Annotated in this window: 14 protein-coding genes and 2 tRNA genes; 3 read left to right on the top strand and 13 right to left on the bottom strand. The window is 70.1% G+C overall.

Translation table 11 applies throughout. The features are described 5' to 3' along the window. The first annotated feature begins 37 nt into the window (after positions 1–37). Positions 38–475 carry a hypothetical protein gene (locus ACSNN8_RS12570; RefSeq protein WP_436648972.1) on the top strand — a complete coding sequence of 146 codons (438 nt, stop codon included), beginning with the start codon at positions 38–40 and terminating at the stop codon, positions 473–475. A gap of 7 nt (positions 476–482) precedes the next feature. Here ACSNN8_RS12570 and ACSNN8_RS12565 read toward each other — a convergent pair whose 3' ends face one another. From ACSNN8_RS12565 to ACSNN8_RS12550, 4 genes are all read right to left on the bottom strand, one after another. Then, complete coding sequence (locus ACSNN8_RS12565; protein ID WP_436648971.1) at positions 483–881, bottom strand: NUDIX domain-containing protein; 399 nt, start codon at positions 879–881, stop codon at positions 483–485. 134 nt (positions 882–1,015) lie between these two features. After that, positions 1,016–2,308, bottom strand: coding sequence for a class I SAM-dependent methyltransferase (locus tag ACSNN8_RS12560; RefSeq protein ID WP_436648970.1), 1,293 nt, complete (start codon positions 2,306–2,308; stop codon positions 1,016–1,018). A 107-nt stretch (positions 2,309–2,415) separates the two neighbouring features. After that, positions 2,416–2,952, bottom strand: a complete 537-nt coding sequence (locus tag ACSNN8_RS12555; protein ID WP_436648968.1) for a helix-turn-helix domain-containing protein — start codon at positions 2,950–2,952, stop codon at positions 2,416–2,418. 64 nt (positions 2,953–3,016) lie between these two features. After that, positions 3,017–3,766, bottom strand: coding sequence for a DUF6461 domain-containing protein (locus ACSNN8_RS12550; RefSeq protein WP_436648966.1), 750 nt, complete (start codon positions 3,764–3,766; stop codon positions 3,017–3,019). Positions 3,767–4,529: 763 nt separating this feature from the next. On the opposite strand from ACSNN8_RS12550, the gene ACSNN8_RS12545 reads away from it, so the two are divergent. After that, the gene (locus ACSNN8_RS12545) at positions 4,530–4,898 is read left to right on the top strand and encodes a hypothetical protein (protein ID WP_436648965.1); all 369 of its coding nucleotides are present in this window, start codon (positions 4,530–4,532) and stop codon (positions 4,896–4,898) included. A 149-nt stretch (positions 4,899–5,047) separates the two neighbouring features. Here the strand turns inward: ACSNN8_RS12545 and ACSNN8_RS12540 are convergent. The 6 genes from ACSNN8_RS12540 to gyrB all read right to left on the bottom strand — a co-directional run bounded on the left by ACSNN8_RS12540 (position 5,048) and on the right by gyrB (position 11,005). Next, a tRNA-Ala gene (locus ACSNN8_RS12540) sits at positions 5,048–5,120 on the bottom strand. 12 nt (positions 5,121–5,132) lie between these two features. Beyond that, complete coding sequence (locus ACSNN8_RS12535) at positions 5,133–5,261, bottom strand: DLW-39 family protein (protein WP_436648964.1); 129 nt, start codon at positions 5,259–5,261, stop codon at positions 5,133–5,135. 129 nt (positions 5,262–5,390) lie between these two features. After that, positions 5,391–5,464 (bottom strand) — tRNA-Ile (locus ACSNN8_RS12530). A gap of 76 nt (positions 5,465–5,540) precedes the next feature. Continuing rightward, a complete protein-coding gene (locus ACSNN8_RS12525; RefSeq protein ID WP_436648963.1) occupies positions 5,541–6,425 on the bottom strand; it encodes a DUF3566 domain-containing protein in 885 nt (294 codons plus the stop codon). A 3-nt stretch (positions 6,426–6,428) separates the two neighbouring features. Next, a complete protein-coding gene (gene gyrA / locus ACSNN8_RS12520) occupies positions 6,429–8,936 on the bottom strand; it encodes a DNA gyrase subunit A (RefSeq protein ID WP_436648961.1) in 2,508 nt (835 codons plus the stop codon). Between the two features lie 116 nt (positions 8,937–9,052). After that, complete coding sequence (gene gyrB / locus ACSNN8_RS12515) at positions 9,053–11,005, bottom strand: DNA topoisomerase (ATP-hydrolyzing) subunit B (protein ID WP_436648960.1); 1,953 nt, start codon at positions 11,003–11,005, stop codon at positions 9,053–9,055. Positions 11,006–11,572: 567 nt separating this feature from the next. On the opposite strand from gyrB, the gene ACSNN8_RS12510 reads away from it, so the two are divergent. After that, positions 11,573–12,139: a hypothetical protein gene (locus tag ACSNN8_RS12510; protein WP_436648958.1), complete on the top strand. Its 567-nt coding sequence runs from the start codon at positions 11,573–11,575 to the stop codon at positions 12,137–12,139. A gap of 4 nt (positions 12,140–12,143) precedes the next feature. On the opposite strand, the gene ACSNN8_RS12505 is transcribed toward ACSNN8_RS12510, so the two are convergent. From ACSNN8_RS12505 to gnd, 3 genes are all read right to left on the bottom strand, one after another. Continuing rightward, positions 12,144–12,689, bottom strand: coding sequence for a DUF721 domain-containing protein (locus tag ACSNN8_RS12505; protein WP_436649557.1), 546 nt, complete (start codon positions 12,687–12,689; stop codon positions 12,144–12,146). 409 nt (positions 12,690–13,098) lie between these two features. Continuing rightward, positions 13,099–14,229: a DNA replication/repair protein RecF gene (recF, locus tag ACSNN8_RS12500; RefSeq protein WP_436648957.1), complete on the bottom strand. Its 1,131-nt coding sequence runs from the start codon at positions 14,227–14,229 to the stop codon at positions 13,099–13,101. 7 nt (positions 14,230–14,236) lie between these two features. Continuing rightward, on the bottom strand, positions 14,237–15,208 hold the full coding sequence (gene gnd, locus ACSNN8_RS12495) for a phosphogluconate dehydrogenase (NAD(+)-dependent, decarboxylating) (RefSeq protein ID WP_436648955.1): 972 nt from the start codon (positions 15,206–15,208) through the stop codon (positions 14,237–14,239). Positions 15,209–15,215: the final 7 nt, after the last annotated feature.

Here is a 15,215-nt window from a genome sequence, read left to right as displayed (position 1 = left end):
ACTGTCGAGGGTTGTGAGAGAGCGACGCGGAGCGCGGGTGGGAACCGTGAGCGGGCTGGCCCTGCTGGCCGGCGGAACGGCCATGGCCGCGTCGGTCGGCGGCGACCACCGCTCGGTGTCCGCGACCCTGCTGCTCGGCACGCTGACCCTCGCGCTCGGGCACTCGCTGCTCGACGAGATCAAGCGGCAGGCACGGCGCGCGTCGATGGGCTGGACACGCGGGGACACGATCAACGCCGTGCTGCTCGGCGTGTGGGCCGAGGCGGCGCTGCTGCTGAGCATCCTCGTGCTCGACTCGCTGCCGACGCGGGCCGTGGGGCTCGCGCTCGCGGTCGCCTACACGGCCTGTTGCGCCTACTTCGTGACCGAGCGGCGCCGCGCGGCCGGCGACGCCGCGTACCACGCACCGGTGCCGGGCAGCCGGGCCGACTCCTCCACCCCGGTCGCCGTCGCGGCCGAGGCCGAGGTGGCCTGACCGATCGTCAGTGCGGCAGGACCACGATCATCGGCGGCACGGGCACGCCGTTGCTCGTCTCCGTCGGCAGCTCGGGCGCCGGCAGCCAGTCGAGCCCCAGCAGCTCCGGGCCGACGCCGTCGTCGATGCCCATGCGCGGCTCGCCGTCCGCGACGGTCACCGTGAACACCGACGTCATGCCCGACGGGTAGGGCATCTCGAGCACGTACCGCGCGTTGCTGACCACGAGGCCGGTCTCCTCGAACACCTCCCTGCGCACCGCCTCCTCCGCGGTCTCACCCGGCTCCAGGCCCCCGCCCGGCAAGGTCCACCACTCGCCGCCACCGGATCGCCGGCTGCGTTCATGAACCATCAGTACGCGCCCGTCCCGCACGATCACGGCAGCGGCCCGTTTTCGTTCGCTCACGTGTCGCAGGCTAACTGGCCCCACGCCCGTTCCGCAGGGCGGAGTCGAAGCCTGTGGATATCGTCCACATTCGTTCTGCCACAAGGCTTCCGGGTCAGACCTATCCGGACACTCGCCACGACGACCGATACGGATCAGACCGCGTAGTCACCGCGCGTGGGCGGCATGCCGCTCGATCCGTCCCGGGTGTCCTTGACCGCCAGCACCTGGTTGACGCCGATGCGACCCGTTTCGAAGGCCAGCGCCGACGCCGCCATGTAGAGACGCCACACTCGCGCCCGGCCGGGGCTGGTCAGGCGTACGGCGGCCGGCCACTCCGCCTCGAGGTTCGCGACCCAGGCCCGCAGCGTCCGGCCGTAGTGCTCGCGCAGCGCGTGCACGTCGCGTACCTCGAAACCGGCCTCCTCGAGCAGCGTGACGGTGGTGCCCACGGGCGCCAGCTCACCGTCCGGGAAGACGTACGCGTCGATGAAGCCGCGCTGCTGGTGCGGCTGCCTCGGCGGCAGGTGCAGACGCGCGATCTGGTGGTTGAGCAGCCGGCCGCCCGGCTTGAGCCGGCTGTGCAGGATCGCCGCGTACTCCGCGTAGGGCCCGATGCCGACGTGCTCCGCCATGCCGACGCTCGAGATGGCGTCGTACGGCCCGTCCTCGAGATCGCGGTAGTCCTCGACCCTGATCTCGACCTGCCCGGTGAGGCCCGCCTCGGCGACCTGCTTGCGGGCGTACTCCGCCTGCTCGGTCGAGAGCGTGATGCCGACGACCTGCACGCCGTATTCGCGGGCGGCGTGGATGGCCAGGCTGCCCCAGCCGCAGCCCACGTCGAGCAGCCGCTGACCCGGGGCGAGGCCGAGCTTGCGGCAGATCAGGTCGAGCTTGTCGCGCTGCGCGTCGGCCAGGCCGTACCCGGGCTCGTCCGACGTCCAGTACGCGCACGAGTAGACCATGCTGGGCCCGAGCACGAGGCGGTAGAAGTCGTTGCCCACGTCGTAGTGGTGGCTGATCGCCTGCCGGTCGCGGCGCCTGCTGTGCCGGGCGCCGGTGACGACCATCTCCTCCGGCGGCGGCTTGGGCTGGGTGCCGAGCACGCCGAGGCGTACGAGATCGCCCGCGACCGTCCGCATCGGCACGTCCCTGAGGTCGGGCGAGCGCCAGATCAGCGCGGCGAGACGGGCGAGCGCGTCGTAGAGATCACCCTCGACGTCGATCTCACCGGCGACGTACGCGCGGGCGAGGCCCAGTTCGTTGGGCTGCCACATGAGCCGGCGCAGCGCACGGCGGTGGCGGATGATCAGCACGGGCCCGTCGTCGGGGCCGGCGGTGGAACCGTCCCAGGCGCGCAGGCGTACGGGCAGCGGGGTCTGGAGCAGCGTTTCGAGCAGGCTCTGCAGACGCGACGCGGTGGTGGGGTGAGGGATCGTGGTCGGCATCGGAACCTCCCGGGCGCACATCGCGCGACCGAATCTTGGAACCGACTCACTATCCGCCCGGAGCGGCGATTTACATAAGGTGCTTCTAGAGTTTTGTGAGCGACGACTCACACTGCGCGCATGACGCGTTCGAGGCTGTCGAGGCGCATGGGACGTGCCTGGTCACGGCGGCTCTCCGCGAGGGCGTCCAGCACCGCGCGACGCTCCCTTTCGGACAGTACGCCCGCGAACGGCGACGCCGAGCGAAGCTTCACCGCGTGCCGCGCCGGCGAGGTGAGCGCGTCGAGCACGGCCGCGGGCTCGCCCTCGAGCAGCGCCTCCCACCGGTCGAGCCACTCCCACTCCTGGCCGGCGGGGTGCAGGCGCCGCAGCCGGCGCAGGTTGCTCTCGGCGGCCGCGAGCACGGCGGCGGGCCGCGCGATGAGCCGGGCGGCGATCGCCTGATGCAGCCACAGATCCTCGAGCTCGGCCCGCGTCAGCACCGGGTGGATCAGCGCCTCCACGTCGGCCCGGCGCACCCGCCGATGCGAGCCGACACTGACGTACGGCAGAAGCCCGCGCGCACAGAGGTCCAGCACGCTCCGCCGCGGGAACCTCAGCAGGATCGCGGCCTCACCAATGGTGAGCAAATCGGTCGTGCGCATCGTCACACGTGGATATTGGCCTGACTGTGCTGGGCATGCAACAACCGAACGGCTATTGACTCTTTCACTGACCGGTTGGTGCCGCGCTGAACGCATAGGTACGGTTCTGCAGCCCTTCGAGGTCCAGGGGTACGCCGGTGAGCCGCTCTGCCAGCGCAAACGCCGCCGAGGTACGGCGTGCGGAGCCGGCCGGACCATCGAAGCCCACCGCTTGCACCAGCCGGCCCAGTTCACCCGCCCGGGTACCGGTGCGGCGCGCCGGTGTCGCGGGGTCGAAGTCCACCTGGACGACCGAGTCCTCGAGCAGCAGAAACCGCCCGCTGCCGTTGGCCGCGCGATAGTGGCAGACCACCGTCGTGCCGGCCGACAGCGGCCGCAGCAGGTCGTCCGCGCGGCCCAGCGTGCCGTTGTCCTCGATCACCAGCGCCCAGTCGTCGTCGAGGCGCGTGACGCCGAAGTAGTACTTGTCCGTGGCGCCGCGCTGCCCGTCGCCGGCGCCGACCATCTGCTGCCAGACGATGCGCTCGAGCTCCTCGCCGCCCATCCGCTCGATCACCTCGGAGCTGCGCAGGTCGCGCACCCACACGAAGCAGAATCCCTTGCTCAGGTCGGTCACCTGCTGGAACCACGCGTAGTCCGAAGCCACGGCCTGCCGGGGCGCCGACGCGGCCGTTCCCGCGGCGGCCCCCGACGTCTGCGGCACTGCCGTCGTTCCCGGCGCCGACGACGGCGACGCCTCCGGCAAGCTCGGCTGGGATCGGCACCCCGCCAGCAGCCCGCCGGCCATCAGACTCAACATCACCCGCCGCCGCACGGCGCCCAGTAGATCAAATCTCCCGCGCCCGCGAGACCCCGGTCCGCGGATTCCCGCCGGCCGCCCGCGCACGGTTCCCATTCGGTCCGGCCGTCCACGGCAGATCCCCAACCAGCGAGTCCGCAAACCCGAGAAATCCGCGCCGGCATGGTGCGGTGGCTCTTCAGCGGCGCCGACGTTCCCGTGATAATCCTGTTCGCCGTACCCGCAGCCGTGGTGGCTGCCCTGGCCCTCGCCTATAAGCGCTTCCCGCCGGGGCTGTCCGCTTCGACGGATGACCACTGACCGAAGCTCGCGCCGTCGGCCAGCTCTCAAGCCCGTCACCACCGCGAGTTCGGGCGGAGCCGAACAGCGCTATGACGCACGGAACCCGGCCGGATTGAATCGAACCTGCGCCTGCATCGTGCCCCAGCGTTCGGCAACCGCGCTCTGTGCTCGATCGACCAGACCGACGTGCTCCTGTGGCTCGCCCAACGCCTCGCCGCGGGTACCGCAGCGGCATCACGGCCTGCTGTGGCTCGGCGCGCCGGCGCGGGTCTGCGGATCAGTGAGGCGCTCGGGTGCCAGGACGGCTGCCGCTGCGTCGACCGCCAGAACCAGGAGCTTCTGGGCGACTCGAGTGTCGCCGATGATCTTGATCGGCTCCCCCACCGCTCCCCCAACTTCCGGACCCCAAAGCCCATCTGTGTCGGAGATCCCCGCCGGAGGCAACCCTTCGCTTGCCGGTCAGAGCAGGCAAACGACGGTCTGCGACCATCTTGCGATGGAGCCGTACGACGTGCCGGTGGTTCCACAATTCAGGCCGGCCATTGAAGCAGTAGCAGCCCGACTGGCGGCGGGCGACCTGGATGCGCTCGTCCACGCCGGTCTGTTGGCGCCCCACGCCGTAGCTCCTACCGCCGCGCTCCTCGAACGAAATCCTCAGCCTTTAGCCCCTCTTCCGCAGGACTGGTGGCAGAACGACGGAGCCTTCATGTTCCCCTTGGAGGAACGCGGCGAGTGGTGTGCCCTGCTGCCGCTCTGGACGGCGGACGGGCCATGCGACGTATGGGTGGAGGTCGACCTTCACACTGAGGCCGATACCGTCCGCGTCGTCATCGAGCGGGTGTTCTCGAGAGCATCGCCGCGGTGATGGCACACTATGCCGCCCAACATCGGTCTCAAGCCGCCGAGGTCAGCCGGCGCGTCGGCCGCCGCCGGGCGGTGGGATATCCGGTGAGGTGTCCCGGAGGTGTCCCCAACGATCTGCCTCGGCGTTCGCCTGGTGAAAGGCTTGAAAAGTGGAGCCCAGGGGACTTGAACCCCTAACCCCCGCCTTGCAAAGGCGGTGCTCTGCCAGTTGAGCTAGGGCCCCCGGAATCGAACCTTAGCGAAGGTCGGGGGCGGTCGTGGCCTCGTGCCACAGCGCCCGCTCGTCGCTGGAGGCCTTGACCCGCTTGAACACCAGGGTGGCCGCGCCCACGACACCCGCGACGATGAGGAGCTTCTTCAGCATCACAAACCCCCAGGACCAGCGGGAAAGAAAGGGCCGCAGCACCGCGCGAAGGCGGCCACCATGCATCTCGACCGACATGACGAGCGGTCCCGGCCCGCGCACTCACGCGGGCAGGACCCCCATCACTCGTGGGGCTAGCTGGAATCGAACCAGCGACCTCAGAGTTATCAGCTCTGCGCTCTAACCGACTGAGCTATAGCCCCTCAACTGCGACACCGAAGGTTACCGCACACGGTCGGGAGCCACCAAAACGGGGGTGGCTCCCTGACCCGTCGTCGTTCAGTCCCGCTCGGCGAGCGTCAGCTCGACGCCGCCCACCAGGTCGGCGCACACGTTGTAGATGAACGCGCCAAGCGTGGCCAGCGCGGTGAACAGCACCACGTTGACCGCCCCGACCAGCATTGACGTGCCAATCACGCCCCACGCGGTGATCTGGAAACCGCCGCTGGACGACGCGTCGTCGCCGCCGCTCGCGCTGACCAGCTCCGCGAGGCTGGTGTTGACCTCACTCCAGACGCCCATGGCGTCCAGCGCGAGGTAGAGCACCGAGGTGGCGACGACCACCACGATGAAGAGCACCACAGACACGGCGAAGGAGAACTTCATCACGGACCAGGGGTCGATCCGCTTGAGGTTCAGCCGGGCACGCCGGGGACCGCGGGTGGCGGCCGACGAGACCGCGGACCGCGCCGACCGGACCGTCTCGGTGACCCGGGCAGCGCCCACCGCCGCGGAGCCCGTGGCCGCGCCCGCACCCTGACCGCCCTGCGGGCGGGCCGCACCCTTGGCCGCGGCGCCCGTGTCGCCACCGGGCCGCTGCTGCGGGCCCGTGCCGCCCGGCTTGGCCGGCGGCGGCACGCTGACCCGGCCCGAGGTGCTGCCGGGGGCCGCGCCCTTGCCCTTGGTGACGGCCGGCACGCTGGCCGAGCCCTTCACGGCCCCGCCGGGCCGCTTCGCGTCGGAGCCGTCCTTGTCGGCGGCCGGTTCACCGGGCGGGGGCGCCATGCCCGGCGCCCGGGTGAACTTGGGCGGGGACGGGGCTTCGGCCGGGGCCGCGGCGCGGGCCGCTGCGTCGCGTCCGTTCGGGGCAGCCTTGTCCTTGGCCGCCTCGTTCGGCGTCGCTGAGCTCCCCGTGGCTCCCGACTTCGCCTGTGTCTCCGGCATCAACTAGTCCTGTTCGTCAGGCTCGTCGGCATTGCGAGCAAGCGCCACGATGGTTACACCTTCTGGGAGGTCCATCAGCTTGACCCCCATTGTGTTCCGATCCCGCGTGCGCCGTACAGGCTTCACGGGAGTCCGGATGACACCACCATTGCTGGTGATGGCAAATAGTTCATCCTCGGGACTGATCACGAGCGCTCCCACCAGTCCACCACGGCGTTCCGTGATCTTCGCGGTGAGCACGCCCTTACCGCCCCTGCCCTGTACGGGATACTCCTCGATGGGCGTCCGCTTCGCATACCCACCGTTGGTGGCGACCAACACATCCATGCCCTCGCGCACCACTTCCATCGCCAGCAGCTCGTCGTTGTCGCTGAACCGCATGCCGATGACGCCCGACGTGGCCCGGCCCATGGGACGCAGCGCCTCGTCGGTCGCATTGAACCGGATCGCTTGGGCGTGCTTGGAGACGAGCAGTAGATCGTTCTCCGATGCCGCCAGCGCAGCGCCCACCAACTCGTCGTCCTCCCGCAGGTTGATGGCGATGATGCCACCGCTGCGGTTGGAGTCAAATTCCTCGAGCCGGGTCTTCTTCACGAGACCATTCTTGGTGGCGAGCACAAGGTACGGCGCGACCTGGTAGTTCGGGATCTGGATGACCTGCGCGATGTGCTCGTCGGGCTGAAACGCCAGCAGGTTCGCGACGTGCTGGCCCTTCGCGACGCGCGCCGCCTCCGGCAGCTCGTACGCCTTGGCCCGGTAGACCCGGCCCTTGTTGGTGAAGAACAGGATCCAGTCGTGCGTCGAGATTACGAAGAAGTGCGACACGATGTCGTCCTGCCGCAGCGTGGCGCCGCTGACGCCCTTGCCGCCGCGCCGCTGCGAGCGGTACAGGTCGGTCTTCGTCCGCTTCGCGTAACCGGTACGTGTGATGGTCACCACAACGTCCTCGCGCGCGATGAGGTCCTCCATCGAGACCTCGCCGTCGAACGGGATGATCTGGGTGCGGCGCTCGTCGCCGTACTTCTGCACGATCTCACCGAGCTCCTCGGCCACGATGGCACGCTGCCGCTCGGGCTTGGCGAGGATGTCCTTGAGGTCGGCGATCTCGATCTCGATGCGGGCGAGCTCGTCAATGATCCGCTGGCGCTCGAGGGCGGCGAGCCGGCGCAGCTGCATGTCGAGGATCGCGGTGGCCTGCACCTCGTCGACGTCGAGCAGCTGCATCAGGCCCTGGCGGGAGTCCTCGACCGTGGGCGAGCGCCGGATGAGCGCGATGACCTCGTCGAGCATGTCGAGGGCCTTGACCAGGCCGCGCAGGATGTGCGCGCGCTCCTCGGCCTTGCGCAGGCGGTACGCCGTACGCCTGCGGATGACCTCGATCTGGTGCTCGACGTAGTAGCGGATGAACTGCGCGAGGTTGAGCGTGCGCGGCACGCCGTCGACCAGCGCCAGCATGTTGGCGCCGAACGTCTCCTGCAGCTGGGTGTGCTTGTAGAGGTTGTTCAGCACGACCTTGGCGACCGCGTCCCGCTTGAGGACCAGGATCAACCGCATTCCGGTACGGCCGGAGGACTCGTCACGGATGTCGGCGATGCCGGTGAGCTTGCCCTCCTTGACCAGCTCGGCCACCCGCTCGGCGAGGTTGTCGGGGTTGACCTGGTACGGCAGCTCGGTGACCACCAGCTGCGGCCGGCCGCGCGGGTCCTCCTCGACCTCGACCACGGCGCGCATGCGGATCGAGCCACGACCGGTGCGGTACGCGTCCTGGATCGCCTGCTTGCCGACGATGAGGCCGTGGGTGGGGAAGTCCGGGCCCTTGACGATCTCGAGCAGCGCGTCGAGCGTCGTGGCCTCGTCGACCTCCGGGTTGTCCAGCGCCCACTGCACGGCGGCGGCGATCTCGCGCAGGTTGTGCGGCGGGATCTTGGTGGCCATGCCGACCGCGATGCCCTCGGAGCCGTTGACCAGCAGGTTGGGGAACCGCGCGGGCAGGATCGTCGGCTCCTGCGTACGCCCGTCGTAGTTGTCCTGCATGTCGACGGTGTCCTCGTCGATGTCCCGCAGCATCTCCATGGCGAGAGGCGAGAGCTTCGACTCGGTGTACCGCATGGCCGCCGGCGGGTCGTTGCCCGGCGAGCCGAAGTTGCCGTTGCCGTCGATCAGCGGGTAGCGCAGCGACCACGGCTGGCCCATGCGCACGAGCGCGTCGTAGATCGACGAGTCGCCGTGCGGGTGGTAGTTGCCCATCACGTCGCCGACGACGCGGGCGCACTTGACGTAGCCGCGGTCCGGACGGAAGCCGGAGTCGTACATCGCGTACAGGATCTTGCGGTGCACCGGCTTGAGGCCGTCGCGGACGTCGGGCAGCGCCCGTCCCACGATCACGCTCATCGCGTAGTCGAGGTACGAACGCTGCATCTCGACCTCGAGGCCGACGGGCTCGACCCGCTGGGCCACGCCGCCGGTGTCCGGGGCCTCGTCGCCGTCGGGGGGCTCGGGAGTGTCAGTCACTGTTAACCCTTACTCAAGGTGAAACCAGACAAGTACGGCGGAAAGTCGCATACTGCTGTGGATAACGCTGTGGAAAGGCGGCGGACGCTGTGGATACAGACGTCCCTCGACGTCACCTAGATGTCGAGGAACCGCACGTCCTTGGCGTTTCGCTGGATGAAGGAGCGCCGCGCTTCCACGTCCTCGCCCATCAGCACGCTGAACAGCTCGTCGGCGACGGCGGCGTCGTCGAGCGTCACCTGGCGTAGCGTCCGGGTGGCCGGGTCCATGGTCGTGTCCCACAGCTCGTGGAAGTTCATCTCGCCGAGACCCTTGAACCGCTGGATGTCGTCCGGCTTCGCGTTCGGCTTCTTCTGCTGGCGCAGCGCGATCAGCCCGTCACGCTCGCGGTCGGAGTACGCGTACTGCGCGTCGTCGCCCCGCTTGTTCCACTTGATCTTGTAGAGCGGCGGGGCCGCCAGGTAGACGTGGCCCATCTCGACCAGCGGCCGCATGAAGCGGAACAGCAGCGTGAGCAGCAGCGTCTGGATGTGCTGGCCGTCGACGTCGGCGTCGGCCATCAGCACGATCTTGTGATAGCGCAGCTTGGCGGCGTCGAACTCCTCGTGGATGCCGGTGCCGAGCGCGGTGATCAGCGCCTGGACCTCGTTGTTCTTCAGCACCCGGTCGATGCGGGCCTTCTCCACGTTCAGGATCTTGCCGCGGATCGGCAGGATGGCCTGGATGCGGCTGTTGCGGCCCTGCTTGGCCGAGCCGCCGGCCGAGTCGCCCTCGACGATGAACAGCTCGGACTCGCGCGGGTCGGTCGACTGGCAGTCGGCGAGCTTGCCGGGCATGGACCCCGACTCGAGCAGCGACTTGCGGCGGGCGAGCTTGCGCGCCTGCTGCGCCGCGATGCGGGCCCGGGCGGCCTGGTCGGCCTTGGTGATGATCTGCTTGGCCTCGGCGGGGTTGCGGTCGAACCAGTCGGCGAGCTGCTCGTTGGCCACCCGCTGCACGAAGCTCTTCATGTCGGTGTTGCCGAGCTTCGTCTTGGTCTGACCCTCGAACTGCGGGTTGGCCAGGGTCACCGAGATGATCGCGGCGAGACCCTCACGGATGTCCTCACCCGAGAGGCTCTGGTCGCCCTTGAGCAGCTTCTTGTCCTTGCCGTACCGGTTGACGACACCGGTCAGCGCGGCGCGGAAGCCCTCCTCGTGGGTGCCGCCCTCGTGGGTGTTGATGCGGTTGGCGAAGGTGTAGACCGACTCGCCGTACGACTCGTTCCACTGCATCGCGATCTCGAGGGCCATGCGGGCCTCGGTGTCCTCGGCCTGGAACTCGACCACGGTCTTGTGGATCGGGTTCTTGGTGGCGTTGAGGTGACGCACGAAGTCGGCGATGCCGTTCTCGTACATGAAGGTGACCTTGCGCGGCTCGCCGTTCTCGTCGACCGAGTCGGACCGCAGGTCGGACAGCTTGATGGTCAGGCCCCGGTTGAGGAAGGCCATCTCCTGCAGGCGGCGGTAGATCGTCTGCCAGTCGAACTCGACCGTCTCGAAGACCGTGGGGTCGGGCCAGAACTGGACCATCGAGCCGGTGGTGTCGGTGGTCTCACCCTTCTCGAGCGGACCCGGCTTGGACGCCGTGTAGTGCTGCCGCCACACGTTGCCGGACTTGTTGATCTCGACGAACATCTTGGTGGAGAGCGCGTTCACGACGGACACGCCGACGCCGTGCAGACCGCCGGAGACCGCGTAGGCCTTGTTGTCGAACTTGCCGCCGGCGTGCAGCACGGTCAGCGCCACCTCGACGCCCGGCTTCTTCAGCTTGGGGTGCAGGTCGACCGGGAAGCCACGGCCGTTGTCGGTCACCGACACACCACCGTCGGCCAGCAGCACCACGTCGATCGTGTCGCAGTAGCCGGCCAGTGCCTCGTCGACCGCGTTGTCGACGACCTCCCAGACCAGGTGGTGCAGGCCCCGCTCACCGGTGGAGCCGATGTACATGCCCGGGCGCTTGCGGACCGCCTCGAGGCCCTCCAGCACGGTGATCGACTCGGCACCGTACTCCTGCTTGTTCTCTGCCACCCTCGGCCACTTTCTCGTGCTGCGGCCCGCCAGGGCCGCGCACGGGGTCGGCGGGCGCGCGGCGGGCGGCGGCAGGCAGGGTGAGCCACAGATGACAACCCGCGGGGAGGAGCGGACCACCGGTGGAACCGTGCACGCCGGTCGCCGCGGCAGGCCCGCGGATCGTGATCGGCTGGGAAAACCGCGTAGCGTGACGACAGCGGTCCGTTTCGTCAGGGTCTCGCCCCGGACAGGACCGAACCGCGATCGTCAGCAAGAAGTTTTCCCGGTCTCCATCGATTCTACTCCGCCGAAGCGAGTTGGCGAGGGTGCGGCACCCCTTCCGGGTGCCTCAGATTGCCGTAGCCGCATCGGAGGCCGCTCCCCAGTCTCCCCCTACACGGAACGGGGGCCTCACGCAACGGCAAGTGATCCGGCGGCCGATCGCCAGGGCGCGCCTGCCGCGGCTCGCGGCCACGCACTGCGACACTGCCTCCCAACGGCGGAGGTTCGTGTCGTAACCTCTGCCCGCGCGGGCCGGTGAGGGCCGGACGGCCGCGCCGCAGGTCGAGGAGGGGTGGCCCGCACATGGCGCACGACAAGGGGCTGGACAACGTCGCGGTGCACTGGCCGCGGACGAACCAGTACTACGACCCGGTGGCTCCCGCCGAGTTCGTCGACTTCGGGGCGATCGCCGACGCGCCGCAGATCGCCGCGCCCACCGGAGCCCTGGCACTGCACATAGCCAAGACCGGCTCGGTGCGAGCCACGGCGTACACGGAGCTCGTCGACCTGCTGCTGGGCCTGGGCGGCGTGCTGTACGCCACCGACGCCGCGGCCGAGGACGAGGACCCGGTGATCGACCCGGACGGCTGCGCCTGGATCGCCGGTGGGCTGGAGCGCTTCGTCGAGGGCCACGAGAAGTACGGCGACCTGGTCACGTTCGACTCGGTGGCCGGCGTCATGCGCAACGCGGTCGCGGCCGGCCGGCTCGCCGAGCAGCAGCTGCGGTGGCTCGACCAGCGCCTGTCCGCCCTGCACGACGACGCGGGCAACCCGCCGCACTGGAGCTTCGCCCGGTCGGAGCTGGCCATCCTGGGCGCCTTCTACCGGCGGTGCGCCGAGCGCGGATACGCGGTCTTCGCCGACTACTGACCGCTCAGCCGTAGGTGTCGCGCGGTCCCCGCCCCTGCACCCGGCGGGGTCCGCGGTTCCACGACGGGGCGGCCGGGCCGTGGATGTTGAGCTTGGTGACCACGTTGTGGCCGACCTCCTTGGCGATGTTGCGCAGCAGCGTGGCGGCGAGCAGCCGCAGCTGGGTCGCCCACGCCGTCGACTCGGCCTCGACGGTCAGCACGCCGGCGTCGAGCTTCACCGGCCGGCTGTGCTGGGCGATCTCGGGGCCGACCACTTTTTCCCACGCGCCGAACACCGTGGCCTCGGCCTTGGGCCGCTCCCAGCCGCGCGCCTTCATGAGCCGCTGCAGCACGTCGCCGAACAGCTGCGGATCGCGCGGGTCCGGGCCCGGTCCCGAGTAGCCCCGCAGCCGCCGTCCGCCGCCCTCGCCCGTGCCGGAGCCGCGTCGGCGGGGACGGGCCGCCGCTTCCCGGCGCTTCGCGAGCGCGGCATCGAGCACGGCGCGGGCCAGTTGCGGTCCTGAGGGGCCTTCAGCGTCCTCCTGCGGGCCGGAAACGTCTTCTCCCATACCCGGGGCGGGGTCGGCACCCTGAGGACCGGGAGAGCCGCTGTCGCCGCTTCGTCCGCCCCGGCCGCTCGGCTTGCCGGCGGCTCCTCGGCGGTTGACGCCTCGGGAACCCGCCGGAGCGGCCTCGTCGTTCTCCGGCGGGTACCAGTCGTCGGCCGGCGGCTCCGCCGAGTACCAGCCGTCGTCCACATCGCCGAGCTCGGACCGGACGAGCCCCTGGGGATCGGCCTGTGGATAGAACCGTTCCGCTATGGACGGGGCGTCGGGCCGGTCGCCGCGGGCGCGCGGGGGGCGCTGCTCGCGGACGAGGTCGTCGCGCAACCCGCGGGACAGGTCCGCGTTGCGCTCGCGGGCCAGGCCCTGGTGGCGCTCGCGGACCAGGTCGTCGTGCCGCTCGCGGTCGGTCGGGTCAGTCGGCACGGGTCACCGATCCGGTCGTCACGTCGAAGCGGGCGCCGCGCAGCGCGGCCGGCACGTCCTCGGGGACCGCGCAGGTGACCAGCAGCTGGGCCGCGTCGGACACCAGGGCGGCGAGGCGCTCCCGCCGGCCGCCGTCGAGCTCGGCGAAGACGTCGTCCAGCACGAGCACCGGCTCGATGCCGTCCGAGCGCAGCAGGTCGTACGCGGCCAGCCGCAGCGCCAGCGCGAACGACCAGGACTCGCCGTGGCTGGCGTAGCCCTTCGCGGGCAGGTCGCCGAGGGCCAGCGTCAGGTCGTCGCGGTGCGGTCCGACCAGCGTCACGCCGCGCTCGATCTCGGCCGTACGGCGTTCCTGCAGCGACGCGAGCAGCGCCTCCTCCAGCGCCGGCCGGTCGGGCGTGAGGCCCTCGCCGAGGCGGGACGCGTACGCGATGGCCGCAGTCGTGCGGCCGGCCGCCACCGCGTCGTACGCCTTGGTCAGGTGCGGCCCGAGGGCGGCGACGAGCTCGAGCCGGCCCGCCAGCAGCTCGGCGCCGTGATGCGCGAGGTGCTGGTCCCACACGGCGAGCGTGGACAGGTCCTGGCCGCGGTTGCCGCCGACCTTGCGGGTCAGGTACGCGGTGCGCAGCAGGGCGTTGCGCTGCTTGACGACGCGGTCGTAGTCGGAGCGCACCCCGGCGTAGCGGGGCTGGCGGGCGACCAGCAGGTCGTCGAGGTAGCGGCGCCGCTCGGACGGGTCACCGCGTACGAGCTCGAGGTCCTCGGGTGCGAACAGCACCATGCGCAGCGCGCCCAGCACCTCCCGCGGGCGGCGCACCGGCGAACGGTTGAGCCGGGCCCGGTTGGCCTTGCCGGGAACGATCTCCAGCTCGACGAGCAGCTCACGTCCCTCGTGGACGATCGCGCAGCGGATCACGGCGGACGAGGCGCCGGCGCGCACGAGCGGGGCGTCGGTGGCCACCCGGTGACTGTCCAGAGTGGCCACGTAGCCGAGCGCCTCGATCAGGTTGGTCTTGCCCATGCCGTTCTGCCCGACCAGCACGGACACGCCGGGTTCGAGGTCGACCGCCACCCGCTCGTAGGAACGGAAGTCGGCCAGCTCGACCCGGCGTACGTACACGGCCTGCTCAGACGGACTTGACGGCGTGACCGCCGAACTGGTTGCGCAGCGCGGCCACCGCCTTCATCGCCGGCGAGTCGTCCTGACGCGACTCGAAGCGCGTGAAGATCGACGCGGCGAGGACGTGCGCGGGCACGGCGAGACGGACGGCCTCGTCGACGGTCCAGCGGCCCTCGCCGGTGTCCTCGACGTAGCCCTTGATCTTGGCGAGCTCCGGGTCCTGGTCGAGCGCGCGGTCGAGCAGGTCGAGCAGCCACGACTTGACGACGCTGCCCTCGCGCCAGCTCTTGATGACCGCGGGCACGTTGTGGACGAGCTCGGACGCCAGCAGGATCTCGTAGCCCTCGCCGTACGCCTGCATCATGCCGTACTCGATGCCGTTGTGGATCATCTTGGCGTAGTGGCCGGCGCCGTGCGTGCCGGCGTGCGCGAAACCGAACTCGCCGGCCGGCTTGAGCGCGTCGAAGATCGGCTGGCAGGTGGCCACGTCCTCCGCGTCGCCGCCGACCATCAGCGCGTAGCCGTTGGTCTTGCCCCACACGCCGCCGGAGACGCCGACGTCGAGGTACTTGATGCCCTTCGGCTTGAGCCGCTCGGCGCGCGGGGCGTCGTCGGTGAACTTCGAGTTGCCGCCGTCGATGATGATGTCGCCGGGCTCGAGCAGCTCGGCGAGCTCGTTGATGGCGTCCTCGGTGATCTGACCGGCCGGGACCATGGTCCACACGACTCGCGGAGCGCTGAGCTTGGAGACGAGTTCGGCCAGGTCCTTGACGTCGCTGTTCTCCGGGTGGTGGTCGTAACCGACCACTTCGTGTCCGGCTGCGCGGATCCGGTCGCGCATGTTCCCACCCATTCGGCCGAGACCGATGAGGCCGAGCTGCATGGTGTTCCCCCTAGGTGTGGCGGTGCTTTCCTGCCGTGAAGACTGTCCAGGGCGGCTGGCTGCGGCCGATCGCCGGTCAAGGTCGACCCTGAACAACCTTCAG

Origin of the sequence: Actinoplanes sp. URMC 104, from assembly GCF_051386375.1 — a bacterium.
Taxonomy (GTDB): Bacteria; Actinomycetota; Actinomycetes; order Mycobacteriales; family Micromonosporaceae; genus Actinoplanes.
This window is presented reverse-complemented; position numbering and strand designations above follow the sequence as displayed.